Source organism: Pseudomonas sp. 10C3 (assembly GCF_036346185.1).
GTDB lineage: Bacteria > Pseudomonadota > Gammaproteobacteria > Pseudomonadales > Pseudomonadaceae > Aquipseudomonas.
On record NZ_JASJVE010000018.1, the window covers coordinates 63,323 to 89,019 of the forward strand.

Here is a 25,697-nt window from a genome sequence, read left to right on the forward strand (position 1 = left end):
CACGCACGCTCAGCCGAATAATTCCCGGTGGCCGGCAGTTGGTCATCGGGGTCCCTTTCCTCTGGATGTTCCTGTTCTTCATGCTGCCGTTCATCATCGTGCTGAAAATCAGCTTCGCTGAGGCAGACGTTGCGATTCCGCCGTACACCGAAATTTTCAACGTTATCGAACAGAAACTGCAGCTGATTCTCAACCTCGGCAATTACGCGATGCTCGGCGATGATGAGCTGTACATCGCTGCTTACCTGGGCTCGCTGAAGATGGCGTTTTTCAGCACGCTGCTGTGCTTGCTGATCGGCTATCCCATGGCCTACGGCATCGCCACGGCGCGCAAAGAAAGCCAGACGGTCTTGCTGCTATTGATCATGATGCCAACCTGGACCGCGATCCTGATTCGCGTTTACGCGTGGATGGGCATCCTTAGCAACAACGGCCTGCTCAACAGCTTCCTGATGTGGCTGGGGGTCATCAACGAGCCCTTGCAGATACTCAATACCAACCTGGCGGTCTATATCGGCGTGGTGTATTCCTACCTGCCGTTCATGATCCTGCCGCTGTACGCCAACTTGGTGAAACATGATCAAAGCCTGCTTGAAGCCGCTTCGGACCTGGGTTCGAGCACCTTCAACAGCTTCTGGAAAATCACCGTGCCGTTGTCCAAAAACGGCATTATCGCCGGCTGCATGCTGGTCTTCATTCCGGTAGTGGGCGAGTTCGTGATCCCGGAACTGCTGGGCGGTCCCGAGACGTTGATGATTGGTAAAGTGCTGTGGCAAGAGTTCTTCAATAACCGTGACTGGCCGGTAGCGTCTGCTCTGGCGGTGGTGATGCTGGCGATCCTGATCGTGCCGATCATCCTCTTCAACCGTAGCCAGGCCAAAGAACTGGAGGCTAAAGCATGAAGCGCTTCAGATTCTCGAACATGATGCTGATATTGGGCCTGGTATTTATCTACGCCCCCATGGTCATCCTGGTTATCTACTCGTTCAACGCCTCCAAGCTGGTGACGGTCTGGGGTGGCTGGTCGATCAAGTGGTACGTTGGCCTGCTGGATAACACCCAACTGATGGGTTCTGTCATGCGTTCGCTGGAGATCGCGTGCTATACGTCGATCGCCGCCGTGGCGCTGGGGACCATGGCTGCGTTTGTGTTGACGCGTATCGCTCACTTCAAAGGCCGGACGCTGTTCGGTGGGTTGGCGACGGCCCCTCTGGTGATGCCTGAAGTGATCACCGGTCTGTCGCTGTTGCTGCTGTTCGTGGCCATGGCGCAGATGATCGGCTGGCCGCAGGAACGCGGCATCGTCACCATCTGGATCGCTCACACAACGTTCTGTGCGGCGTACGTGTCGGTGGTGGTTTCGGCTCGCTTGCGTGAGTTGGACCTGTCCATTGAAGAAGCGGCCATGGACCTGGGGGCGCGGCCGTGGAAGGTGTTTTTCCAGATCACCATCCCGATGATTGCGCCGTCACTGGCTGCGGGCGCGATGATGTCTTTCGCCCTGTCGCTGGACGATCTGGTCCTCGCCAGTTTCGTGTCGGGCCCTGGCTCGACGACCTTACCGATGGAAGTGTTCTCCGCCGTGCGCCTGGGCGTTAAACCGGAAATCAACGCCATCGCCAGCTTGATCCTGTTGGCCGTTTCGATAGCGACCTTCATGGTCTGGTTCTTCAGCCGTCGGGCTGAAGATCAGCGCAAGCGCGCTATCCAGCTCGCCATCGACGAAGCTGCTGCCGAGACCTGGTCACAACCCGATCCACGTCGGGCGCAGGTATCTGAAGTCGCGTGATTGATTGTGCCGGACGTCGTTATAAACGGCGTCTGGCACTTGGCTTTTGCCGAGAGACCGGCAGCGCCAGCGAACTCTATCTGGCTGGCACCAGCTTCAACGTCCCCCGCATATTTGCCGCTACATCCCCTTCATCGAAATGCTCCTGCACATAGCCGCCTTCGATGTAGGTCTTGGCTTGATCCGAATAATGCTCATCGAACAACACGCCACTTTGCCCAACCGGGTTGATGCCCAGGCTGTGGGCCGGGTCTGCAAAGTCGATCAAGCGTCGGGTCGAGGGGCCATAGGTCACTGGCCACGGCGCTGAACTGATACGGGCAGACTGGTTGTTCGGCACTTCATGGGTGCCCGGCGCGGGAAACGGGCCGACGTTGAACAGCCCGTCCAACGGTTTCTGCATACCCAGCGGGTGACCATGGGTCAAGGTATGCGCCTTGCCCCAGCGCCATTCATCAGGGTTAGCGCCATACAGGGATTTGAGGTGCAAGACGCTGGCGTGCCACGCGGCTTTGACCACGTCTGCCCGGTTCTTTTCGGCGGGTGAATTGCGGTTGTTCCACCACGGTGAGTCGGCATCGGCCACCAATCGCGGCAGCGCCGCGTCGATCACACGGCTCGAGAGCAAGGTGTCGAAAAAGCCATCGCCCAGTTCATCGTGCATCGCTTCCCGGATCAGGTCCGAGACGAACTGATTGAACAGCGTCGCCCCGACTGAATCCAGTGAGTAGTCGCCTTTCCAGTTGGCCAGGCGCTCGACCATTGCCCGTTCTTCGGGGTCGTCCACGGCGCTGCGCAAGACCGGAATCAGTGGCTTCAACACCCGTGGCGCGTAGTCGGTCTGGGTGCCCAGTTGCAGTTTTTTGCTGCTTTCCAGATCCCACTTCACGGCCGGGTCGCTCAGTTGCCTGTTCAGTTGTTGACCGCGGTCTGCGAGGTTGTAGTAACCGGGAATTTCCATGCCTGTCGGCGACACGGGCTGGAAGTTGGCCGAGACGATGTAGCCGCGTGCCGGGTTCTCTTCCTGCGGGTTGGCGCTGAAGGGGTAGAAGCCTGCCTTGTCTGCCTGCGCGGTGCTGCCGTCGAGGATGAAAGTGGGGTTCACGCCCTCGGGCCTGATGGGCAGTTGTGCCGCGGCCCACCAGCCGATGTCGCCTTTGGCGTTGGCCCAGACCACATTCAGCCCTGGCGATTGAATTTTTTCGGCCGCCGCGCGCATTTTGCTCAGGGTGTCGGCGCGATTAGCTTCGTAGAAGCCTTGCAGAATCGGGTTCTCGGACGCCAGAAACGACCACCACATCGCGACCGGTGCGGTGCCGGCTGTCGCACCCAACGCATCGTTGATGATCGGGCCGTGAGGCGATTGGCGCAGGTGCAGGGTGACGGCAGGCGCGTCCTTGACCAGGATTTGCTGCTCGCTTTGGATCATGTCGACCCAGGCCCCGTGATACCAGACCTGATTGGGGTTGTCCGGGTTGGTCTTCTCGGCGATCAGGTCCAGATCGTCGTTCTGGAACATGGTCAGGCTCCAGCCGAAGTCGCGGTTGTGCCCCAGCGACGCGAATGGGTTGAGCGCCTGGTGATGGCCATACAGCTCGAATCCCGGCGCCGACAATTGCGCTTCGTACCACACCGACGGCACGGCAAACCGAATATGCGGGTCGCCGGCCAGCAGCGGCTTACCGCTTTGGGTGCGGCTGCCGGAGATCGCCCAGGCGTTACTGCCTTCGAATTGCGGCAAGCCGGCCTCTTCCAGCGCGCGCAGGCTCAGGCGAGACAGGTCGTTCAAACCTTTCCAGTCGGCACTGGCGAGCGCGGGTGCCTGGCCCAGCGCGCCTTGTGGCTGCCAGGCGAGGTCAAAGACTTTCAGGTAGTCGGCCCCCAACTGGTCGCGCACATAGGTCAGCAAGGGTTCGGTGCGAAAGGCTGCGGCAAAGCTGTACGCCATGTAGCCGCCGACGCTCAGGGTGTCTTCGGCGGTAAACGGACGCTTCTTGATGCCCAGCAGGTCGAACTCGATGGGTTTGGCGTGGGTGTCCTGATATTGGTTAATACCGTCCAGATACGCTTCCAGGGCCTTCCAGGCAGGCGTTTGTTTGTCCTGTTGGGCGACGTAGGTGTCGGCATGCTCACGAATGCGCAGGCTGCGGAACAGTTTGTCGGTGTCCAGCAGCTTGGGGCCCAGCACCTCGGCCAGTTCGCCACGCGCCAGCCGCCGCAGCATCTCCATCTGAAACAGCCGGTCCTGCGCGTGGACATAACCCAGGGTGCGATACAGATCCGCCTCGTTTTCGGCGCGGATGTGCGGCACGCCGCGCTCGTCGTAACGTACGGTGACTGGCGCCTGCAGGTGGGCCAGGGTCATTTCGCCCTGACGCACGGGCTGCTTGCTGTGGATATACCAGGCGCCACCGCCCGTGATGAGGGTGATAACGAGGGTGACGGCGGTCAGGCTGCGCTTCATCTGCGTTCTCGTGAATGATTCAGGCCGGGGTTTGCAGGCTACAGAGTTGCTTTAGGCCTGTGTAGCGGCGTCGGGGGCTTGATCAGTGTCCGGAATGTCGGATCACAGCCCGACCCGCCAAGGGCAATAGCAACCGACAGCCATGGTGTGCGTGGCATTGACTGCGCGACCGGCGCTCAGGGCCTTGAGAATCGGCTCGATAAAGCTGTTGCCGGAATTGCAGGTGGCGCCTTCGCTGTAGGGACCGAAGTAGGCCAGGCGACCTTCACGGTCCCAGATCGCGACAGCGGGGCTGGCGGTGATGCGTTCCGCACCGGGCAGGCTGGCCAGCGGTTTGATCGCGTCCAGGGTGCTGGGTAATTGGCCGTGGGTTCCCGGTTTCTGCACCGAGTAGAAGTCCACGCCCTGTGCGCCGCCGTAGTGCTCGACCAGTTCGCTCAAGTGCTGCTGATTGCCGACGTTGCACGGGCAGGCCGGGTCCCAGAAATGCACCAGGCGAATTCGCCCCGGTCCCGCCAGTTCGGCAGGCAGACTCAGTACGTCACCGGCGAACAGCGCCGTCTGGTCGCTGAACGGGCGGATGTAGCGGCCCTGGAACCAATCGTATGCCGCCCACAGCCCGGCCGCGCACATGAGGGCAAGCAGGCACGCGAGGAGGGTAGGGCGATGACGTGAGTTCATGCGGGACAGTTCGGTTTAGGGAGGCGTAGCTTGCCATGCCTGACGAGACAGATGAATATCGCAGCCAAATCATTGTCATGTTCGGATGAAAATGACCTCCGTTTTTGCCTGGATACCCCATGACTGCCACGTTTGCCCCTGATTCTTTACGATCCAGCCTGCAACCTTTGCTCGCCGCGCAGCCGATGTCCAGCCAAGGGCTGGCGTATCAGCGCTTCTATGGCCTGACGTTTGTCGGACGCGCGACTCCGGTGCGCAGTTGGCTGGGACGCTTTGACATCGGTGGTTACCAAGTAGTCAGCCAGGTCTGGCTGCCCGAACAGCCTGTCGCGACCTTATTTTTGATCCACGGTTTCTACGACCATATGGGTTTGTATCGGCATGTCATCGAGTGGGCGCTGGATCAGCATTTTGCGGTGATTGCCTGCGATCTGCCGGGGCATGGCTTGTCCAGCGGCGCTCGCGCGAGCATCCATGACTTCGCCGAGTACCAGGAGGTGCTGCACGCGTTGTTTGCCGAAGCGATGAGGCTAAAGTTGCCGCAACCCTGGCATCTGTGCGGGCAAAGTACGGGCGGGGCGATAGTGATCGACCATCTGCTCAACCACGGCATCGACAGCCCTGCGCAAGGGCAGGCGATCTTGCTGGCGCCGTTGATCCGACCACGGGCCTGGGGTTGGTCGAAACTCAGTTATTACCTGCTCAACCCCTTCGTCAAAGGTATTGCCCGGCGTTTCAGCGAAAACTCCAACGACCCTGCGTTCCTGCCGTTTCTATTGGCGGATCCCCTGCAACCGCAACGCCTGCCGACCGCCTGGGTAGGCGCCTTGGCCAAGTGGATCAAACGTATCGAGGCCGCGCCACGCAGTACCCGCAGCCCGTTGATCGTTCAGGGTGACGCGGACATGACCGTCGACTGGGGTCACAACCTCGAGGTGCTCAAGGATAAATTCGCCCAGCCACAGATATTGATGCTGAGCGGGGCACGGCATCACCTGGCTAATGAACTGCCTGCGTTGCGTCAGCGTTATTTTGCATTTTTGAGTGAGCGAATGGGTCAGGCGCGTTTTTCGCCCAACGCTTAACTCCCCGGCTGCCCTGCGGGTGCCAGGCTCGATGTACTTTGCCCAACCGCCAGCCCGGCGCGAATCGCTGCCAGCGCGGCTTTGTAATACGCTTTGCCTGCGGGGGATTCGGCGAAGGTGGTGAACTCTTCCAGTTCCGGGTCTGAAAGGTCGCGGTAGACGTAGAGCAGGGTGTTGTTCATGTCGTTGCCGATCTGCGCCATCAAGCGTTCGCGCTGACCATCCAGCATGCCTTGGGCCTGGCCACCGCCCAGCAGGCCGGGGATCATCTGGCTCAGGCTGTCGGCCGCAACGCCGGCGATGGCAAGGCTGACCTCGGCTCCCGCCTCACGGGCGGGCAGGTCCTGGGCCAGATGGCCGATCAGTAATTGACGGGTTGCGCTGGCTTCAATGTGTGGCAGGCCTTGAGCGTTTTTCGCCAGTTGATCGGGGCGGGTCGCGGTCAGTTCGGCGGTGACGATCTTGCGGCCCAGGGGCGACTGGAAAAACTGCAGCGCTGGCGCCGGGTCTTTCAGGGCTTGTCGCAAGTGTTGCTCGGCGCGCTGATCCATGGCCTGCGGAGCGAAGCGCTGATTGCTGTTGTTGACCAATGCGTCATAGACCGCTGGCGGCAAGCTGTTGCGATAGCGTTGTTGAGCCGCGCTCAAGGCAGCATTGAAATGCGCGCGTTGTTCTGGCCAACCGGCGACCGTGTACAACTGGTCGTGGCCGTCTGCCCACGCGGGCATCGTGCAGAACATCAACAGCAAAACAAACAAACGGCGCATAAGGACTCCTGTCAGCAGGCCGCTATTCTCAGTGCGGTGGCGGGGACTTGTCGAGTTAACACTTCGTTCGCTCGGCGGTGCTGTCGGTTTTCAAGACGTATGGATACTATGCGCGACATGCAAATACCCTCTGATCACCCGCTACTGCTACGAATCGTCGATGATCTGGCCGCTCACGGTTGGTCACAGCAGAATATTTTCTTGCCGGAAACGCTGACCCTCGAGTTGGCCGCCGAGTGCCGCGAGCGTGCGGCTGAGGGCGAACTGTCGCCAGCGGCGGTGGGACGCGGCTCGACTCAGGAAGTGCGAGAGGGGGTTCGCGGTGACCATATCCAGTGGCTGGAAGCCAGTGAGTCCGCAGCCTGTGACCGTTATCTGGGCTTGATGGAGAGCCTGCGCCAGGCGCTCAATCGCGGATTATTTCTCGGACTGGAAGACTATGAGAGCCATTTTTCGCTCTACCCACCGGGCGCGTTCTACCTCAAGCATGTCGACCGCTTCCGCGACGATGACCGGCGCACGGTCTCTGCGGTGCTTTACCTGAATCAAGGCTGGTTGCCCGAGCACGGTGGCCAGTTGCGCATGTTTCTAAAAGAGGGCGTCGACCATGACGTGCAGCCCAAGGGCGGCTGTCTGGTGGTGTTCCTCTCTGGCGAAATTCCCCATGAGGTGCTGCCGTCGACCCGCGAACGCCTTTCCCTGACGGGCTGGTTTCGGCGACGCGGGGATGATCCGTTCTGACCCGGTTACGGTTTGGACGGCTTGCTCGCATCAATACCGAACCATTTTTCAGACAGCGCGCTCAACCGGCCATCGGCTTTGATTCGCTGCAATGCCCCGTCCAGCACGCCCTGGAATGCTGGATTACCCTTCTGAAACGGGATTGCCAGGACCAAGGGCGGTCCGACGTCATTGCCGGGCTTGACGGGCAGATGGCTGTCACGAATCGCAGAAGGTACTAGCAGGCGATCACTGATCGCGGCGTCGATCTGGTCGTTGGCCAGCGCCTTCAACGGCTGCTGTGCATCCGGGTAGCTGCGCAGGTCGATGCCTTCACGGGTACGCGCCTCTTCGGCGAACTGGCTGCTCTGGGCGACGCCCAGCGAGAGACCTTTAAGGGCGTCCAGAGTGCTCAACGGGCGCTTTTCCTCACTGCGCACAATCAGTTGCGCGTTGGAATAGCTATAGGGCTCGCTGAAATCGACGCGCGCCTTGAGTTCCGGGGTGACCGCAATGTGATTCAGGGCGATGTCGTATTTGTCGCCTTCGACACCTGGCAGCAGGTCGGCCGCGTCGGTAGTGACAAACGAAGCGCGTACGTCCAGCTCATCGGCCAACAGCTGGCCGAGTTCGACTTCGAAGCCCGTCAGTTTGCCGTCCTGCATGAAGCTGAAAGGCGCAAAGTTTGCCTCCATGGCTATGCGTAATTCGCCACGATCATTCACTTCGTCGATCAAGTCGGCATGAGCCAAGGGGCTCAAAAAGACAGATAGAAATAACAGGCTTGGCACAAAATGCATGAACGCTCCTAAGGTAAAAGAAATCACAACCGCTATGCTTTATGGTGTTTAGCTTAGTCGGCCGCAGCTTTGGACACTTAAATGAACCGAAGTTGTTGTTGTAGGTCCGATTTTGTGTAAAAAATTACCTGGAGAAACCATGAAGACCTTATTTTCAAGAACGACTATCGCCGGGTTGTTATTGGGAGGCTCTTTGTTAGGCGCTTCTTTAGTAGCTAACGCTGCCGATGTTCCGCGTACCGCCTCACCTGCGGGGGCCGAGGTGTACATTATTTCACCCAAAGATGGAGCCACTGTCGGCAAGACCTTCAAGGTCCAGTTCGGCCTTAAAGGCATGGGCGTTGCGCCTGCGGGTGTCGATATTCCAGACACCGGCCACCATCACCTGCTGATTGATGTGAAAGATCAGCCCGCGATGGATGCACCCCTGCCAGTGACCGACAACATCAAGCACTTCGGCAAAGGTCAGACCGAAACCGAACTGACCTTGACGCCAGGCAAGCACACCCTGCAATTGCTGGTGGGCGACAAGAGCCACATCCCGCTGAACCCGCCGGTCGAGTCGAAGAAAATCACGGTAAACGTCAAGTAACCTGAACTCGACGCGATAAAAAAGGAGACCCGAAGGTCTCCTTTTTGACATCTGAAAAACCTAGAACAGCACGCGGCTACGGATAGTGCCGTTGATGGTCTGCAGCTTTTCTTGCGCCAGATCGGAGTATTCGGCGTCGACATCGATCACCACGTAACCAACTCTCTCGTTGGTTTGCAGGAACTGACCGGAGATGTTGATACCGTTTTCGGCGAAGACCTTGTTGATCTCGCTCATCACGCCCGGGATGTTCTGGTGGATGTGCAGCAGACGGTGCTTGCCAGGGTGAGCCGGCAACGCCACTTCCGGGAAGTTGACCGAGGACACCGACGTACCATTGTCGCTGTACTTGACCAGCTTCTCAGCCACTTCCAGACCAATGTTGGCCTGAGCTTCGGCTGTCGAACCACCGATGTGCGGGGTCAGGATCACGTTGTCCAGGCCACGCAGTGGGCTTTCGAACTCTTCGTTGTTCGAGCGAGGCTCGACCGGGAAGACGTCGATGGCCGCGCCGATCAAGTGTTTATCCTTGATGGCGTCTGCCAGGGCATCCAGTTCGACCACGGTGCCGCGAGCGGCGTTGATCAGGATGCTGCCCTTTTTCATCGAGCGGATTTCTTTTTCGCCGATCATCCACTGGGTCGCAGCGGTTTCCGGAACGTGCAGGGTGACGATGTCTGCCAGACCCAACAGTTCGTTCAGGCTGGAGACCTGCGTCGAGTTGCCCAGCGGCAGTTTGGTCAGGGTGTCGTAGAAAAACACCTGCATGCCCAGGCCTTCAGCCAGCACCGAAAGCTGAGTGCCGATCGAGCCGTAGCCGACGATGCCCAGTTTCTTGCCGCGAATTTCGAAGGAGTTGGCCGCGCTTTTGATCCAGCCACCACGGTGGCAGGAAGCGTTTTTCTCTGGGATGCCGCGCAGCAACAGGATCGCTTCAGCCAGTACCAGCTCCGCCACCGAACGGGTGTTGGAGTAGGGGGCGTTGAAAACAGCGATGCCGCGTTCGCGGGCAGCATTGAGATCGACCTGATTGGTACCGATGCAGAAACAGCCGACCGCGACCAGTTTCTTGGCGCAATCGAATACTTCTTCAGTCAGTTGGGTGCGGGAACGGATGCCAATGAAGTGTGCATCGGCGATCTTTTCCTTCAGCTCGGCTTCCGGCAGAGAGCCGGTGAGGTACTCAATAGTTGTGTACCCGGCCGCCTTGAGGACGTCCACGGCGGATTGGTGGACGCCTTCGAGAAGAAGGAACTTGATCTTGCTCTTATCGAGAGAAGTCTTGCTCATCTGCGTAAACCTGTGTCCCGGAGAAAATGGCAGGGGTCGCAGATCGGCCATAGGCACGATTAGCGGGGGGCGTATGCTAGCATATGCACCCCGCGAAACACCCATTCCTGGACGTGAAGCGTTCTCAGGATGACCATGAATTGTTCGAGAGTTCCTTCGATGACCCATCCTGCTTTGATAGATGAGCTGAAGACCCTGGTTGAGCCTGGCAAGGTGCTGACCGATGCCGACTCCCTCAACGTTTACGGCAAGGATTGGACCAAGCATTTTGCGCCCGCGCCATTGGCCATTGTGTTTCCCAAAAGCACCGAACAGGTACAGGCCATTGTCCGTTGGGCCAATGAGCGTCGGGTTGCGCTGGTACCGTCCGGGGGACGGACCGGGCTCTCCGCTGCGGCCGTTGCTGCCAATGGCGAAGTGGTCGTTGCGTTCGACTACATGAACCAGGTGTTGGAATTCAATACCACGGACCGCACCGTGGCCTGTCAGCCGGGTGTTATCACCGCACAGCTGCAGACCTTGGCTGAAGAGAACGGCCTGTATTACCCGGTCGACTTCGCTTCCGCCGGCTCCAGCCAGATTGGCGGCAATATCGGCACCAATGCCGGCGGGATCAAGGTCATTCGCTACGGTATGACCCGCAATTGGGTGGCGGGCCTCAAAGTCGTTACCGGCAAAGGCGACCTGCTCGAACTCAATAAAGATTTGATCAAAAACGCCACCGGCTATGACTTGCGTCAGCTGTTCATCGGCGCCGAGGGTACGCTTGGCTTCGTTGTCGAAGCCACCATGCGCCTTGATCGTGCGCCGAAAAACCTGACCGCCATGGTCCTGGGTACCAGTGATTTCGACGCGATCATGCCGGTACTGCATGCGTTCCAGAACAAGCTCGACCTGACCGCTTTCGAATTTTTCTCCGACAAAGCGCTGGCCAAGGTGCTGGCGCGCGGCGATGTTCCGGCACCTTTCGAGTCCGATTGCCCGTTCTACGCGTTGCTGGAATTCGAGGCGATCTCCGAAGACGTGGCCAACGATGCACTGGCAACCTTCGAGCATTGCGTTGAACAGGGCTGGGTACTTGACGGCGTAATGAGCCAGAGCGACCAGCAGTTGCAGAACCTGTGGAAGTTGCGCGAGTACATTTCCGAGACCATCTCACACTGGACTCCGTACAAAAACGACATCTCGGTGACGGTGTCGAAAGTGCCAGCGTTCCTCAAGGAAATCGACGCTATCGTCGGCGAACACTATCCTGATTTCGAAATCGTCTGGTTCGGCCACATTGGCGACGGCAACCTGCACTTGAACATCCTCAAGCCGGACAACCTGAGCAAGGATGAGTTTTTCGCCAAGTGCGCGACAGTCAACAAGTGGGTGTTCGAGACCGTGCAGAAGTACAACGGCTCGATCTCTGCCGAGCATGGCGTGGGCATGACCAAGCGTGACTACCTGACGTACAGTCGTTCGCCGGTAGAGATCGAGTACATGAAAGCGGTTAAAGCGGTGTTCGACCCGAACGGGATCATGAACCCTGGCAAAATTTTCGCTGTTTGATCCGTTGGCCTGAACGGGCCGTATCGTATAGAGAGACCCAGGAGTCGCCCATGAGCTATCAGCACCAGTATGTAGACGGTACGCGGATCCACTTCCCGGTGGGTAAAGTCGTCTGTATCGGCCGTAACTATGCCGAACACGCCAAGGAATTGGATAACCCGGTGCCGACCGAACCGCTGTTGTTTATCAAGCCCGGCAGTTGCGTGGTGGCTTTGGACGGTGGTTTCACTATTCCGGCCGACCGTGGCTCGGTGCACTACGAAGCCGAAATCGTGGTGTTGATCGGCAAACCGTTGACGCGTAACCCGTCGCGTGAAGAAGTGCTGGATGCGATCACCGGTTTTGCGCCTGGCCTCGACCTGACCTTGCGTGACGTTCAGTCCAGGCTCAAGGAAAAGGGCCTGCCTTGGGAGATCGCCAAGTCGTTTGACGGTGCTGCGGTATTGGCGCCCTTCGTCTCGGCTGACGCCTATGAAGACCTGACCGATATCGGCATTCGCCTGACCATCAACGGTGAAGTGCGCCAGGACGGCAACAGCAGCGCGATGCTCAACCCTATCGTGCCGATGATTCAGTACATGGCGTCGAACTTCTCCTTGCAGGCCGGTGACGTGATCATGACCGGAACCCCTGCGGGTGTCGGTCCGCTCAATGTGGGCGATGAAATCGTGCTGGAGCTGACCGGCAAGAGCCGTTTCGAAAGCAGCGTGCGCTAAACCATTCGCAGCGGGACGCGTCCCGCTGCAAATGTAGTCTCAGCGTTTAAGTGTCTTCACGCCTTCAGCCGTACCCAAGAACAGCAAATCAGCCGGACGCGCAGCGAACAACCCGTTGGTGACCACACCGACGATGGCGTTGATTTGGGTTTCCAGCTCCACCGGGTTGGTGATGTTCAGGTTGAACACGTCGAGGATGATATTGCCGTTGTCGGTCACCACGCCTTCGCGATACACCGGATCGCCGCCCAGTTTCACTAGCTGACGGGCCACATGGCTGCGGGCCATAGGGATCACTTCGACGGGCAGCGGGAAAGCACCCAGCACGGACACCAGCTTGCTGCCATCGGCGATGCAGATGAAGGTCTGGGCCACGGCCGCAACGATTTTTTCCCGGGTCAACGCAGCGCCGCCGCCTTTGATCAGGTGCAGGTGCTCATCGGCTTCGTCAGCACCGTCGATGTAAAACTCCAGGTCACTGACGGTATTCAGTTCATACACCGGAATGCCGTGGCCCTTGAGGCGCGCTGCAGTGGCTTCGGAACTGGCGACAGCACCGTCGAACGCACCCTTGTGTTTGGCCAGCGCATCAATGAAACAGTTGGCCGTGGAGCCGGTACCCACACCCACAACGCTCTTGTCGTTGAGTTTTGGAAGGATGAAGTCGACAGCGGCTTGGGCCACGGCCTGTTTGAGTTGATCCTGGGTCATGCGTGCTCCACGGTGCCAAAGGTGTGCAAAAGGACGCGCATTATAGCGGCATGGCAGGCGTAAAACCCTGTCATTCGTGTGGGCGTGTATCTGAGTGCTGGGTTAAACTTCGCGACCTCGTCCCCATTCGCCAGTGATGCTTTCCCGATGCTTGAACAGTACGTCAAGAAAATCCTCACCTCGCGCGTCTATGACGTGGCCGTTGAAACCCCATTGCAGCAGGCTCGCCAGCTGTCCGAGCGCCTTGGCAATCAGGTATTGCTCAAGCGCGAAGACTTGCAGCCGGTGTTCTCGTTCAAGATTCGCGGCGCGTACAACAAGCTGACGCAACTGAGCGAAGCCGAACGGGCCAAGGGCGTGGTCACCGCGTCGGCCGGCAATCACGCGCAGGGGTTGGCGTTGGCGGCCAAGGTATTGGGGGTCAAAGCCACCATCGTCATGCCCAAAACCACCCCCGAGATCAAGGTCGAAGGCGTGCGTTCGCGCGGCGGCAAGGTGGTATTGCACGGCGACTCGTTCCCCGAGGCGCTGGCGTTCTCCCTGAAACTGGTCGAAGAAAAAGGCTACGTCTACGTCCACCCGTATGACGACCCGGACACCATTGCCGGGCAAGGCACCGTGGCGATGGAGATCCTGCGTCAGCATCCGGGTCGTCTGGACGCGATTTTTGTCCCGGTGGGCGGTGGCGGTTTGATCGCGGGCATCGCGGCATATGTGAAATACCTGCGCCCGGAGATCAAGGTGATCGGCGTCGAGCCTGACGATTCCAACTGCCTGCAAGCGGCCATGGCCGCAGGCGAGCGCGTGGTGCTGAGTCAGGTCGGTCTGTTTGCCGATGGTGTGGCGGTGGCGCAGATTGGCAAGCACACCTTTGATATCTGCAAGGATTACGTCGACGAAGTGATCACCGTCAGCACCGACGAAATCTGCGCGGCGATCAAGGACATCTACGACGACACCCGCTCGATCACTGAGCCTGCCGGTGCATTGGGCGTGGCCGGGATCAAGAAGTACGTCGAGCGTTACGGCGTCAGTGGTCAGACCCTGGTGGCCATCGACTCCGGGGCCAACGTCAACTTCGACCGTCTGCGCCACGTTGCCGAACGCGCCGAGCTGGGCGAAGGCCGCGAAGCGATCATCGCGGTGACCATTCCCGAGAAGCCGGGCAGCTTCAAAGCCTTCTGCAAAGCCATCGGTAAACGCCAGATCACCGAATTCAACTACCGCTATCACACCGATCGCGAAGCGCACATCTTCGTCGGCGTGCAGACCCACCCGGAAAACGACCCGCGCGCCGCGCTGCTCAGCAGCCTGACCGAACAGGGCTTCCCGGTGCTGGACCTGACCCACAACGAACTGGCGAAGCTGCATATTCGGCACATGGTCGGTGGCCATGCGCCAAGGGTCAGCGATGAAGTGGTGTTCCGCTTCGAATTCCCCGAGCGTCCCGGCGCACTGTTCAACTTCCTGAACAAGCTCGGCGGCCAGTGGAATATCTCGATGTTCCACTACCGCAACCACGGCGCTGCAGATGGCCGCGTTATGGCGGGGCTGGTGGTGCCGGAAGAGGAGCGTCACCTGATCCCTGCGGCACTGGCCGAGATCGGTTATCCATACTGGGATGAAACGGATAACCCGGCGTACAAGCTCTTCCTGGGATAAAACGCTGGGATGAGGGGCGCGCTGCTACGCTGACGACAATGATCTGACAGGGATTTAAAGAATATGGAAACTTTCACCGCCCTAAAAATCGTGCACAGCGTGGCAACGGTGCTGTTTGTACTCAGTGCCCTGGGACTTGCGGGCTGGGTCATTCGCGGCCGTTTTGCGGGCGACGCACTGGTCCAGAACCGTACGTTGCAACTGCCTTGGGTGCTCGTTTGGGCCTTGATGGGCCTATGCCTGCTGACCTTGCCCGTCAGCGGCTGGTGGCTGGTGCATTACGGCGGCTGGCCGCTCAGTCAGACTTGGCTGTTGACCGCAGAAGTGCTGTATCTGTTCGGCAGCCTGAGCTGGTTGTGGCTGCTGGTGAGACTGAACCGCCTGCGCGTACCGGGCGCAACAGGTAACCCGAAACTCACCGTGGCGCTCGCCGTGTTCAGCGGTCTGTGTTTTATCGCGATTGCCGGGTTGATGGGCGCCAAGCCGGTCTGACCGATGACCCGTTAAGGTCCTTCGGACCTTATTCGCAGGCCTGACCGCGAAGGGTCGCAATGAGGGTCACTTACGCAGCGTAATCACCGGCCAGCCGCGACGTTTGGCTTCGGCGCGCAGTTGTGAGTCGGGGTCGACCGCTACCGGGTTGGCGACTTGCTCCAGCAGTGGCAGATCGTTCATCGAGTCGCTGTAGAAATAGCTGTCGTCCAGGTTCAAGCCGGTTTCCTCAAGCCAGAGGTTCAGGCGCGTCACTTTGCCTTCACGAAAGCAGGGTATATGGATGGTGCGGCCGCTGTAGCGCCCGTCGATGATTTCGCATTCGGTGGCAAGCAGGGTATCCACACCGAGGCGCGTCACTATCGGTGCCGTAACAAATCGGTTGGTGGCGGTGATGATCACCAGTTTGTCGCCTGCTTCACGGTGTTTGGCCAGCAACGCTTCGGCTTTGGGCAGAATGATCGGCTCAATGCAGTCGCGCATGAACTCGCGGTGCCATTGATCCAGCTGAGCCATCTCGGTACGGCCGAGGATTTCCAGGCTGAAGTTCAGGTAATCGTTCAGGTTCAGGGTGCCCGCCAGGTAATCCTGGTAAAACGCGTCGTTGCGCGCCTTGTAGGCGATGGCGTCAAGAATGCCGCGTTCGCATAGGTAATCGCCCCAAGCGTGGTCGCTGTCGCCACCCAGAAGTGTGTTATCAAGGTCGAATAAAGCCAGGCGCATGGAGTTACTCACTGAAATAGCTGAAAAAAGGCCACCAGAATACGGCGTTTTCACAAGAGTGCACATAAGCTGCGCAGCCTCGTTGCTGCTTTCATAATCTTTGTGGAACAATGCGGCAACATGCGTTTACGAGGTTGTTGCCGTGATCGACCCCGATGGTTTTCGCCCTAATGTCGGGATTATTCTGACAAATGATGCTGGTCAGGTCTTATGGGCTCGGCGAATCAACCAAGATGCCTGGCAGTTTCCTCAAGGTGGAATCAACCCTCAGGAGACGCCGGAAGACGCTTTGTACCGCGAATTGAATGAAGAAGTCGGGCTGGAACGGCATGATGTGCAAATTCTCGCCTGCACCCGGGGCTGGTTGCGTTATCGTTTGCCGCAACGTTTGGTCCGTACCCACAGTCAACCGCTGTGCATCGGCCAGAAACAGAAGTGGTTTCTCCTGCGCCTGATCTCCAACGAGCAGCGGGTGCGGATGGATTTGACCGGTAAACCGGAATTTGATGGCTGGCGTTGGGTCAGTTATTGGTATCCGTTGGGCCAGGTGGTGACATTCAAGCGCGAGGTGTATCGACGCGCCCTTAAAGAGCTTGCCCCGCGCCTGCTAGCGCGCGACTGACGACGGAGTTCGACCCCGAGCCATGCTCAATACGCTGCGCAAGATCGTCCAGGAAGTTAACTCCGCCAAGGATCTCAAGGCGGCGTTGGGGATTATTGTGTTACGCGTCAAAGAGGCCATGGGCAGCCAAGTCTGCTCGGTCTATTTGCTCGACCCTGAATCCAACCGCTTCGTGTTGATGGCCACCGAGGGCCTGAACAAGCGCTCTATCGGCAAGGTCAGCATGGCGCCCAACGAAGGCCTGGTTGGCCTCGTGGGCACCCGCGAAGAACCGCTGAACCTCGAAAACGCTGCTGATCACCCGCGTTATCGCTACTTTGCCGAGACGGGCGAAGAGCGCTACGCGTCCTTCCTGGGTGCGCCGATCATCCACCACCGTCGTGTGGTCGGCGTATTGGTCATCCAGCAAAAGGAGCGGCGTCAGTTCGACGAGGGCGAAGAAGCCTTCCTCGTGACCATGAGCGCCCAGTTGGCGGGTGTTATCGCCCACGCTGAGGCCACCGGCTCGATCCGTGGGCTGGGCCGTCAGGGCAAAGGCATTCAGGAAGCCCGATTCGTCGGTGTGCCGGGTTCGCCGGGCGCAGCAGTGGGTACGGCTTTCGTCATGTTGCCGCCGGCTGATCTTGAAGTCGTGCCGGACAAAACCGTCAGCGACATCAAAGCCGAACTGGCCTTGTTCCAGAATGCCCTGGAAGGCGTGCGCGGCGACATGCGCTCGCTGTCGGCCAAGCTTGCCACCCAGTTGCGCCCCGAAGAGCGCGCACTGTTCGACGTTTACCTGATGATGCTCGACGACGCTTCGCTGGGCAGCGAAGTGACCGACGTGATCAAGACCGGGCAGTGGGCACAAGGCGCGTTGCGCCAAGTGGTCAGCGAGCACGTCAAACGTTTCGAATTGATGGACGACGCTTACCTGCGTGAGCGGGCGTCCGACGTCAAAGACCTGGGCCGCCGCCTGTTGGCCTATCTCCAGGAGGCGCGCCAGCAGACGCTGGTCTACCCCGATAACACTATTCTGGTCAGCGAAGAGCTGTCACCGGCCATGCTCGGCGAAGTGCCGGAAGGCAAGCTGGTCGGCTTGATCTCGGTACTCGGTTCCGGCAACTCCCACGTCGCGATTCTGGCTCGGGCCATGGGTATCCCCACGGTCATGGGCGTGGTTGATCTGCCGTACTCCAAGGTCGATGGCATTCAGTTGATCGTCGACGGCTACCACGGCGAAGTCTTCACCAACCCCAGCGAGATCATGCGCAAGCAGTACGCCGAGGTGGTTGAAGAAGAACGGCAACTGTCCCAGGGCCTCGATGCCCTGCGTGAGCTGCCGTGTGTGACCCTGGACGGGCATCGCATGCCATTGTGGGTCAACACCGGCCTGCTGGCCGATGTCGCCCGTGCTCAGCAGCGTGGCGCCGAAGGGGTGGGCCTGTACCGCACCGAAGTGCCGTTCATGATCAATCAGCGCTTCCCGAGCGAAAAAGAACAGCTGGCGATTTATCGCGAACAACTGGCGGCCTTTCATCCGCTGCCAGTCACCATGCGCAGCCTGGACATTGGTGGCGACAAATCGCTCTCGTACTTCCCGATCAAGGAAGACAACCCGTTCCTCGGCTGGCGCGGGATTCGCGTTACCCTCGATCACCCGGAAATCTTCCTGGTGCAGACCCGGGCGATGCTCAAGGCCAGCGAAGGCTTGAACAACCTGAAGATCCTGCTGCCCATGATTTCGGGCACCCATGAGCTGGAAGAGGCGCTGCACCTGATCCACCGCGCCTGGGGTGAAGTGCGCGACGAAGGCACCGACGTGCCGATGCCGCCGATTGGCGTGATGATCGAAATCCCGGCAGCGGTTTACCAGACGCGCGAACTGGCGCGTCAGGTGGACTTCCTGTCAGTGGGCTCCAACGACTTGACTCAATATTTGTTGGCGGTCGACCGCAACAACCCGCGTGTAGCCGACCTGTATGACTACCTGCACCCGGCCGTGCTGCAAGCCCTGCAAAATGTAGTGCGCGATGCCCACGCCGAAGGCAAGCCGGTCAGCATCTGCGGTGAAATGGCTGGCGACCCGGCGGCGGCCGTGCTGTTGATGGCGATGGGCTTCGACAGCCTGTCGATGAACGCCACCAACCTGCCGAAAGTGAAGTGGATGTTGCGTCAGATCAACCTGAGCAAAGCCAAGGAACTGCTGGCGCAGTTGATGACCATCGACAACCCGCAAGTGATCCACAGCTCCCTGCAACTGGCCCTGAAAAACCTGGGCCTGTCGCGGATGATCAACCCGGCATCGGTGAAAGGGCATTGACCTTTAGCGCCTGACACTCAGCCATCGCGGGCAAGCACAGGGTGTCCCCACGCTCTTACAAGGTGCTGCGGCTTACTGTAGATACCGTCCGCCAGTTTAGGGTCAAACCCAAACCTGCCGGAAGCCCGTGCCGGGCTTATTCGCAGACAAGTCAGCTCCTACCTATCAAAAGCATTGTGCCCACACGGTCTCAGCTTCTGGCCGCTATGCCGTAGGAGCAGACTTGTCTGCGAAAGGCCGGGGTCTTCGGTCGGACCCCGGCCCGATTCGCAGCCTTCGGCAGCGCCTGCAAGGGAGTGACGCCAACGCCCTAAACCCGCAACTCAACCTCACCCAAGTGCCCGCCATAGGGCCCGAAACTGTGTTCGACGAAGTGGCGGCTGCCGTCGGCGTTGACGATCAGCGCGCTGCTGGCGCGGGTGCCGTAGCTGGGGCTGGCGATGAATACGCTCGACAGTAAGCTCTCGGTGGCCAGGCCCACGCCGGTATCGGGCAATTCAGCGAACGGCGCTGTCGCCGGATCTCGCAGCAAGGTCAGAAGCCCCGACGGCTGCGGGTCATCCAGCTGCGCGACCAGGGCTGCCTTGGCCTTCAGCAGTTTCGGCCACGGCGTATCCAGGCTTGCGTTCGACACGCCATAGACGCCTTCTTCCAGGCGTTGCGGGTGCGGATTCACGGCGCTCAGGTAATACAGCGCTTCGGCATTCCCGAGCAACAGATTGAAGCCCGCGTACTCATCGGAGCGGCCCACCACTTCGGCCAGATAGTCCTCCATCGATTGCTCGCCACACAGAAATTGCGCCACCAGCTCGCCTCGAGAGCGACGCCCCAGCGGCTGATTCGGGTTGCGGATATTGGTCAAGGCGGCAAAGCGCCCATCAGCGCCGATACCCAGCCAGGTTCCACCCGCCTCAAGGTCACGTCCGGCATATACGTCGGGTGCCTCTGGCCACTGGGCCAGCGGCACGGTCGGGCGCGCATAAAACTCATCGCGATTGGCGGCGACGACCAATGGCTGGCGATGAGCAGGGCGCCAGGCGAAGACAATCAGGCACATGCGGGACTCCTTTTTTCTTCACTCTACCTTACGGATCAAGCGTACATCACATCGCTCACCGCTAGAGCTGAGTGCCGTGCTTCCGTTACCATGCCTGACTGATTTGAGGGACACCCATGGAATTCCTGCTCTATTTGCTATTGGGCGCCGGCGCCGGCGTGCTGGCGGGGCTGTTTGGTGTGGGTGGCGGGATCATCATCGTTCCGGTGTTGGTCTACAGTTTCACCCTGCAAGGCTTCGATCCGTCGATATTGACCCACCTGGCAGTTGGCACATCGCTGGCAACCATCATTTTTACCTCGATCAACGCGGTGCGCGAGCATCACCGTCTCGGCGCGGTGCGCTGGGCAATTTTTATCTGGATGACCGTGGGTATCCTCGTGGGGGCCGGGTTTGGCGCGCTGACGGCAAAAGCCATCGCCGGCCCGCACCTGCAAAAGATCATTGGCGTGTTCGCCGTGTTGGTGGCCTTGCAGTTATTTGCCGAGTTCAAGCCCAAGGCCGGTCGCGGCGTGCCGGGCAAGGTGGGTCTGACACTCGCGGGCACTGTTCTCGGCTGGGCCTCGGCCATCTTTGGCATCGGTGGCGGCTCGCTGACCGTGCCGTTTCTGGTCTGGCGCAGCGTGCCGATGCGGCAGGCAGTCGCAACCTCGTCGGCCTGTGGCTTCCCGATTGCGGTGGCCAGCGCCTTGAGCTTCATGATCCTGGGCTGGCATGACCCGCGGTTGCCTGCGCACAGCCTGGGGTTCATCTACTTGCCGGCGCTGCTGGGTATCGCCTTGACCAGTATGATTTTTGCGCGCTTCGGCGCCCGACTGGCGCATACACTGTCGCCACGCTTGTTGAAACGAATGTTCGCCGCGCTGCTGCTGTGCGTGGGTATAAGCTTTCTGGTTCAGTAGCTCTAGTGACTAGAGCGTTTTATTTGAGGAGTCGCAATGCTGCCTTACCCGCAGATTGATCCGGTTGCATTGGCCATTGGCCCGCTGAAAATCCATTGGTACGGCTTGATGTACCTGGTTGGTATTGGCGGTGCATGGTTACTCGCTTCACGCCGTCTGAACCGTTTCGACCCGACCTGGACCAAGGAAAAGCTCTCCGATCTGATCTTTTGGCTCGCCATGGGCGTGATTGTCGGCGGCCGACTGGGTTACGTGCTGTTCTACGATTTGAGCGCGTATATCGCCAATCCACTGTTGATTTTCGAAGTCTGGAAAGGCGGTATGGCATTCCACGGCGGGTTTATCGGCGTGATGCTGGCGGCCTGGTGGTTCGGCAAACGCAACGGCAAGTCGTTCTTCGAGTTGATGGATTTTGTCGCGCCGATGGTGCCGATTGGTTTGGGGGCCGGGCGCATTGGCAACTTCATCAACGCCGAGTTATGGGGCAAACCGACCGATGTGCCGTGGGCGATGGTCTTCCCGCCGTTCAGCGATCCGGCGCAGTTGGCGCGTCATCCGTCGCAGCTGTATCAGTTCGCTCTGGAAGGCGTGGCGCTGTTCCTGATTCTCTGGCTGTTCTCGCGTAAACCGCGCCCAACGATGGCCGTTTCGGGGATGTTCGCCCTGTTTTACGGGATTTTCCGTTTTGTCGTCGAGTTCGTTCGCGTGCCGGATGTGCAACTGGGCTATCTGGCCTGGGGCTGGGTCACCATGGGGCAGATCCTTAGCCTGCCGATGATCATCGGTGGTCTGTTGTTGATCTGGCTGGCTTATCACCGCGCTCCCTCGGCCAAAAACGCTGCGGTTTAACACTAAACGCCGGGGATACTGCCCGGCGAGTTCACCGATACAGGTAATTTATGAAGCAATATCTGGATTTAGTCGCCCATGTGATCAAGAACGGGACCTTGCAGGCCAACCGTACCGGAGTGAAGACCATCAGCTTCCCCGGCGCGATGTTGCGTTATGACCTGAAGGAAGGTTTCCCGGCGATCACCACCCGGCGCATGGCCTTCAAATCGGCTGTCGGCGAAATGGTCGGCTTCCTGCGCGGGGTGAATAACGCCGCCGAATTCCGTGCGCTGGGCTGTAAAGTCTGGGACCAGAACGCCAACGAAAACGCGCAGTGGCTGGACAATCCGTTCCGCAAGGGCGAAGACGATCTGGGCGAAATCTACGGTGTGCAGTGGCGTAAATGGCCAGCCTACAAAAGGATTGAGAGCAGCAATCCTGCGGCCATCGAACGGGCAATCAGTCAGGGTTATCAGCAGATCGCTCAGTCCGAAGAAGACGGCCAGGCCTACGTCGTGTTGTACAAGGCCATCGACCAGATTCGCCAGTGCGTCGACACCATCATCAAAGACCCTGGCAGCCGCCGGATTTTGTTCCACGGCTGGAACTGCGCTCAGCTCGATGAAATGGCGCTGCCGCCGTGCCACCTGCTCTACCAGTTCCACCCGAACCAGGAGACTCGCGAGATCTCCCTGACGCTGTACATACGCTCCAACGATCTCGGACTGGGCACGCCGTTCAACCTGACCGAAGGCGCGGCGTTGCTGTCGTTGATTGGTCGCTTGACCGGTTACACGCCGCGCTGGTTCACCTATTTCATCGGTGATGCCCACGTCTATGAAAACCATCTGGACATGCTCAACGAACAGCTCAAGCGCGAGCCATTCCCGGCACCGCAATTGGTGATCTCCGAGCGTGTGCCCGCGTTCGCCCAGACCGGTGTGTATCAGCCTGAGTGGCTGGAGCTGATCGAACCAGGCGATTTTACGCTGGAAGGGTACGAGCACCATCCGGCGATGACGGCACCGATGGCGGTGTGATGCGTTGTGGCTGATCGCTCTCACAGGACTTTCGAGATCTTTGTGGGCGCGAATGCATTGGCAAATGTCTCGACGCGGTGTGTCTTGATGCAACGCGATCAATGCCCGTGGCTTCTTCCCACATGAGAGTGTTCACTCTCTGCCGCCACAACCCCTCCGCTGGCTTCCAGCTGCTGCAAGATCCCGCAATGCTCCAGGGTGCCATCGATGCAGCGCTGACGCAGCTCCAGTAGCTGTGCCTGCAACGCTTGCAGGCTCGCCACCCGGGCGTTGACATGCTGGATGTGCTCGTCGATCAGCGCATTGACGTTCTCGCACTGGTCTTGCGGGCTGTCGCGCAGGCTTAGCAGGCTGCGAATTTCTTCGAGGGTCATGTCCAGGCTGCGACAGTTGCGGATGAACGTCAGCCGTTCGACATGCGCCTGGGTGTAGAGCCGATAGTTGCCATCGCTGCGTGCGGGCGGCGGCAGCAGGCCTTCGCGTTCGTAATAGCGGATGGTTTCTACCTGGCAATCCGTCAGTTTTGCCAGCTCGCCAATCTTCATGGGGATTAATCTCGTTTACGCGCTTGACCCTATAGTGGCTACAGGGTGTTCACTTGGCAACAAGCACCTTCAAGGACTCGATGATGAGCCGCTCTGAACATCCGCATTCCGAACACGACCATTCTGAACATCACCACGCCAAGCCCCATGCGGCGGCTGATCATGCGCACACCTGCTGTTCGTCAGCCGCCACACCTGCGGTCGTCCAGTTCAACGAATCCGCTTCGTCCTCGGCGCAGTTCAGCAGCTTTCGTATCGAGCAAATGGATTGTCCGACCGAGCAGACGCTGATCCAGAACAAGCTGGGCAAGCTGGCGGGGGTGCACAAGCTCGAGTTCAATTTGATCAATCGCCTGCTGGGCGTCTGGCACGAGTTGCCGTCTACCGATCCAATCTGCGAAGCGATCAGCTCGCTGGGCATGCACGCCGAGCCCGTTGAGAAGGGTGCCAGTGCCGATGCGACTGCTCCTGCGCCGGTGAAAAAACCGTGGTGGCCGCTGGCGTTGTCGGGCGTGGCCGCGTTGGCGTCTGAAGTGATCCATTTTGCCCAGTTGGCACCCAGCTGGGTGGTAGCGCTGGTGGCGTTGGTCGCGATTGTGAGTGGGGGCCTGAGCACGTACAAAAGGGGCTGGATTGCCCTGAAAAACTTCAACCTGAACATTAATGCGTTGATGAGCATCGCCGTGACCGGTGCGTTGTTGATTGGTCAATGGCCGGAAGCGGCCATGGTGATGTTCCTGTTTACCGTGGCTGAGTTGATCGAAGCCAAGTCTCTGGATCGGGCGCGTAACGCTATCGGTGGCTTAATGCAGCTGACCCCCGAGTCGGCCACCGTGCAGCAGGCCGACGGTACATGGCTCAAGCAAGAGGTGAAAACCGTCGAGTTGGGTGCGCTGTTGCGCGTGCGGCCGGGCGAGCGAATCGGGCTGGACGGTGAAGTGGTCTCGGGCAACTCGACCATCGACCAGGCACCGATCACCGGAGAAAGCCTGCCGGTAGAAAAAGCCGCTGGGGACAAAGTCTTCGCGGGCACCATCAATCAGGCGGGCTCGCTGGAATATCGGGTGACTGCAGCGGCGAATGACTCAACGCTGGCGCGGATCATTCATGCAGTCGAAGCGGCTCAAAGTGCGCGTGCGCCGACTCAACGGTTTGTCGACAGCTTCTCTAGAATCTACACCCCGGCGGTCTTCCTGCTGGCCTTGGCTGTGGCGCTGATCCCTCCGCTATTGATGGGCGCTGTCTGGTTCGACTGGATCTACCGTGCGCTGGTGCTGCTGGTGGTAGCTTGCCCCTGTGCGCTGGTGATTTCCACCCCGGTGACCATCGTCAGCGGGCTGGCGGCAGCCGCGCGCAAGGGCATTCTGGTCAAGGGCGGGGTGTACCTGGAAAACGGGCACAGGCTCGACTATCTGGCGCTGGATAAAACCGGGACCATTACCCACGGCAAGCCCGTGCAGACTGATTACCTGGCGTTAGGCCCCGATGCCCCGGGGATCAGCGACATCACGCGGAGCATCGCTGCCAGTCTGGCCAGCCGCTCCGATCACCCTGTGTCGCAGGCCATTGCCAAAGCCTCGGCTGAGCAGTCATTGACCCTGCATGAGGTCCAGGCGTTCGAAGCCCTGGCCGGTCGTGGTGTGCGCGGTGAGGTGGGTGGTCAGCTTTATCACTTGGGCAATCACCGGTTGGTAGAAGAACTTGGCCTGTGTTCGCCGGAGTTGGAGCTAAAGCTCGACGCATTGGAGCTCCAGGGGAAATCCGTGGTGCTGCTGTGTGATTCCCTCGGCCCGATAGCACTGTTCGCGGTTGCCGATACGGTCAAGGAAAGCAGCCGTGAGGCGATTCGCGAATTGCACGCGCTGGGCATCAAAACCATGATGCTGACCGGCGACAATCCGCATACCGCGAAGGCGATTGCTGATGTGGTCGGTATCGATCAGGCGCAGGGCAACCTGTTGCCAGCAGACAAACTGCAGGCCATCGAAGCGCTTTATGCGCGGGGTCATCGCGTGGGCATGGTCGGAGACGGCATCAACGATGCGCCAGCCCTGGCTCGCGCCGAGATTGGTTTCGCGATGGCGGCGGCGGGGACTGACACTGCAATCGAAACCGCCGATGTCGCCTTGATGGACGATGATCTGCGCAAGATTCCGGCCTTTATTCGCCTGTCACGTCAGACGTCGGCGATTCTCAAGCAGAATATTGTTCTCGCTTTGGTGATCAAGGCGGTGTTCCTGATCGTCACCTTCGCCGGCATGGCAACCATGTGGATGGCCGTGTTTGCCGACATGGGCGTCAGCCTGCTGGTGGTGTTCAACGGGTTGCGGTTGCTCAGGAAATAGCGGTCGT

The 25,697-nt window shown here is 59.4% G+C and carries 24 protein-coding genes; 15 read left to right on the forward strand and 9 right to left on the reverse strand.

Going from position 1 to position 25,697, the window contains the following annotated elements; all coding sequences use genetic code 11:
- Positions 1-20: 20 nt before the first annotated feature.
- Together QN399_RS18360 and QN399_RS18365 are read left to right on the forward strand one after the other, a co-directional pair.
- On the forward strand, positions 21-902 hold the full coding sequence (locus QN399_RS18360; protein ID WP_322182984.1) for an ABC transporter permease subunit: 882 nt from the start codon (positions 21-23) through the stop codon (positions 900-902).
- Positions 899-1,789 (forward strand): ABC transporter permease subunit, encoded by an 891-nt coding sequence (locus QN399_RS18365; protein WP_322177390.1) that lies wholly within the window; start codon positions 899-901, stop codon positions 1,787-1,789. Before QN399_RS18360 ends, QN399_RS18365 begins: the two co-directional genes overlap by 4 nt.
- Positions 1,790-1,865: 76 nt before the next feature.
- Here QN399_RS18365 and QN399_RS18370 read toward each other — a convergent pair whose 3' ends face one another.
- Both QN399_RS18370 and QN399_RS18375 read right to left on the reverse strand, forming a co-directional pair.
- Complete coding sequence (locus QN399_RS18370; protein WP_330201375.1) at positions 1,866-4,253, reverse strand: penicillin acylase family protein; 2,388 nt, start codon at positions 4,251-4,253, stop codon at positions 1,866-1,868.
- A 102-nt stretch (positions 4,254-4,355) separates the two neighbouring features.
- The gene (locus QN399_RS18375; RefSeq protein ID WP_322177392.1) at positions 4,356-4,934 is read right to left on the reverse strand and encodes a DUF6436 domain-containing protein; all 579 of its coding nucleotides are present in this window, start codon (positions 4,932-4,934) and stop codon (positions 4,356-4,358) included.
- A gap of 119 nt (positions 4,935-5,053) precedes the next feature.
- Between QN399_RS18375 and QN399_RS18380 the strand changes: the two genes are divergently transcribed.
- Positions 5,054-6,019, forward strand: coding sequence for an alpha/beta hydrolase (locus QN399_RS18380; protein WP_330201376.1), 966 nt, complete (start codon positions 5,054-5,056; stop codon positions 6,017-6,019).
- On the opposite strand, the gene QN399_RS18385 is transcribed toward QN399_RS18380, so the two are convergent.
- Positions 6,016-6,786, reverse strand: coding sequence for a DUF2059 domain-containing protein (locus QN399_RS18385; RefSeq protein WP_322177394.1), 771 nt, complete (start codon positions 6,784-6,786; stop codon positions 6,016-6,018). The two genes, QN399_RS18380 and QN399_RS18385, sit on opposite strands and share 4 nt — an antisense overlap.
- Before the next feature lie 108 nt (positions 6,787-6,894).
- On the opposite strand from QN399_RS18385, the gene QN399_RS18390 reads away from it, so the two are divergent.
- Positions 6,895-7,527 carry a 2OG-Fe(II) oxygenase gene (locus tag QN399_RS18390; RefSeq protein WP_322182986.1) on the forward strand — a complete coding sequence of 211 codons (633 nt, stop codon included), beginning with the start codon at positions 6,895-6,897 and terminating at the stop codon, positions 7,525-7,527.
- A 5-nt stretch (positions 7,528-7,532) separates the two neighbouring features.
- On the opposite strand, the gene QN399_RS18395 is transcribed toward QN399_RS18390, so the two are convergent.
- On the reverse strand, positions 7,533-8,306 hold the full coding sequence (locus tag QN399_RS18395) for a transporter substrate-binding domain-containing protein (RefSeq protein WP_322177395.1): 774 nt from the start codon (positions 8,304-8,306) through the stop codon (positions 7,533-7,535).
- 139 nt (positions 8,307-8,445) lie between these two features.
- On the opposite strand from QN399_RS18395, the gene QN399_RS18400 reads away from it, so the two are divergent.
- Positions 8,446-8,898, forward strand: coding sequence for a DUF4399 domain-containing protein (locus tag QN399_RS18400; RefSeq protein WP_322177396.1), 453 nt, complete (start codon positions 8,446-8,448; stop codon positions 8,896-8,898).
- Positions 8,899-8,958: 60 nt separating this feature from the next.
- Here QN399_RS18400 and serA read toward each other — a convergent pair whose 3' ends face one another.
- Positions 8,959-10,188, reverse strand: a complete 1,230-nt coding sequence (gene serA / locus QN399_RS18405; RefSeq protein WP_322177397.1) for a phosphoglycerate dehydrogenase — start codon at positions 10,186-10,188, stop codon at positions 8,959-8,961.
- 159 nt (positions 10,189-10,347) lie between these two features.
- On the opposite strand from serA, the gene QN399_RS18410 reads away from it, so the two are divergent.
- Complete coding sequence (locus tag QN399_RS18410) at positions 10,348-11,742, forward strand: FAD-binding oxidoreductase (protein WP_322177398.1); 1,395 nt, start codon at positions 10,348-10,350, stop codon at positions 11,740-11,742.
- A gap of 50 nt (positions 11,743-11,792) precedes the next feature.
- Positions 11,793-12,458, forward strand: coding sequence for a fumarylacetoacetate hydrolase family protein (locus QN399_RS18415; protein ID WP_322177399.1), 666 nt, complete (start codon positions 11,793-11,795; stop codon positions 12,456-12,458).
- A gap of 39 nt (positions 12,459-12,497) precedes the next feature.
- On the opposite strand, the gene rpiA is transcribed toward QN399_RS18415, so the two are convergent.
- The gene (gene rpiA / locus QN399_RS18420; protein ID WP_322177400.1) at positions 12,498-13,169 is read right to left on the reverse strand and encodes a ribose-5-phosphate isomerase RpiA; all 672 of its coding nucleotides are present in this window, start codon (positions 13,167-13,169) and stop codon (positions 12,498-12,500) included.
- 147 nt (positions 13,170-13,316) lie between these two features.
- Between rpiA and ilvA the strand changes: the two genes are divergently transcribed.
- Complete coding sequence (gene ilvA / locus QN399_RS18425; protein ID WP_322277881.1) at positions 13,317-14,831, forward strand: threonine ammonia-lyase, biosynthetic; 1,515 nt, start codon at positions 13,317-13,319, stop codon at positions 14,829-14,831.
- 63 nt (positions 14,832-14,894) lie between these two features.
- Positions 14,895-15,323: a DUF2269 family protein gene (locus QN399_RS18430; protein WP_323566186.1), complete on the forward strand. Its 429-nt coding sequence runs from the start codon at positions 14,895-14,897 to the stop codon at positions 15,321-15,323.
- 66 nt (positions 15,324-15,389) lie between these two features.
- Here QN399_RS18430 and QN399_RS18435 read toward each other — a convergent pair whose 3' ends face one another.
- On the reverse strand, positions 15,390-16,046 hold the full coding sequence (locus QN399_RS18435; RefSeq protein ID WP_322177403.1) for an HAD family hydrolase: 657 nt from the start codon (positions 16,044-16,046) through the stop codon (positions 15,390-15,392).
- Between the two features lie 142 nt (positions 16,047-16,188).
- Between QN399_RS18435 and QN399_RS18440 the strand changes: the two genes are divergently transcribed.
- Positions 16,189-16,668 (forward strand): RNA pyrophosphohydrolase, encoded by a 480-nt coding sequence (locus tag QN399_RS18440; RefSeq protein ID WP_219063620.1) that lies wholly within the window; start codon positions 16,189-16,191, stop codon positions 16,666-16,668.
- Positions 16,669-16,690: 22 nt separating this feature from the next.
- Positions 16,691-18,970, forward strand: coding sequence for a phosphoenolpyruvate--protein phosphotransferase (gene ptsP, locus QN399_RS18445; protein ID WP_219063619.1), 2,280 nt, complete (start codon positions 16,691-16,693; stop codon positions 18,968-18,970).
- Between the two features lie 310 nt (positions 18,971-19,280).
- Here the strand turns inward: ptsP and QN399_RS18450 are convergent, their stop codons facing one another.
- Positions 19,281-20,027, reverse strand: coding sequence for an NRDE family protein (locus tag QN399_RS18450; RefSeq protein ID WP_322177405.1), 747 nt, complete (start codon positions 20,025-20,027; stop codon positions 19,281-19,283).
- A gap of 116 nt (positions 20,028-20,143) precedes the next feature.
- On the opposite strand from QN399_RS18450, the gene QN399_RS18455 reads away from it, so the two are divergent.
- The 3 genes from QN399_RS18455 to QN399_RS18465 are packed head-to-tail and all read left to right on the forward strand — an operon-like array spanning position 20,144 to position 22,800.
- Entirely contained in the window at positions 20,144-20,929 is a 786-nt protein-coding gene (locus tag QN399_RS18455; RefSeq protein ID WP_330201377.1) for a sulfite exporter TauE/SafE family protein, read from the forward strand.
- 36 nt (positions 20,930-20,965) lie between these two features.
- A complete protein-coding gene (gene lgt, locus QN399_RS18460; protein ID WP_322177407.1) occupies positions 20,966-21,778 on the forward strand; it encodes a prolipoprotein diacylglyceryl transferase in 813 nt (270 codons plus the stop codon).
- A gap of 50 nt (positions 21,779-21,828) precedes the next feature.
- Positions 21,829-22,800, forward strand: a complete 972-nt coding sequence (locus QN399_RS18465) for a thymidylate synthase (protein ID WP_322277884.1) — start codon at positions 21,829-21,831, stop codon at positions 22,798-22,800.
- Between the two features lie 98 nt (positions 22,801-22,898).
- Here the strand turns inward: QN399_RS18465 and cadR are convergent, their stop codons facing one another.
- Complete coding sequence (cadR, locus tag QN399_RS18470; RefSeq protein ID WP_322177409.1) at positions 22,899-23,345, reverse strand: Cd(II)/Pb(II)-responsive transcriptional regulator; 447 nt, start codon at positions 23,343-23,345, stop codon at positions 22,899-22,901.
- A gap of 83 nt (positions 23,346-23,428) precedes the next feature.
- On the opposite strand from cadR, the gene QN399_RS18475 reads away from it, so the two are divergent.
- Complete coding sequence (locus QN399_RS18475; protein ID WP_330201378.1) at positions 23,429-25,690, forward strand: heavy metal translocating P-type ATPase; 2,262 nt, start codon at positions 23,429-23,431, stop codon at positions 25,688-25,690.
- The last annotated feature ends 7 nt before the right edge of the window (positions 25,691-25,697 follow it).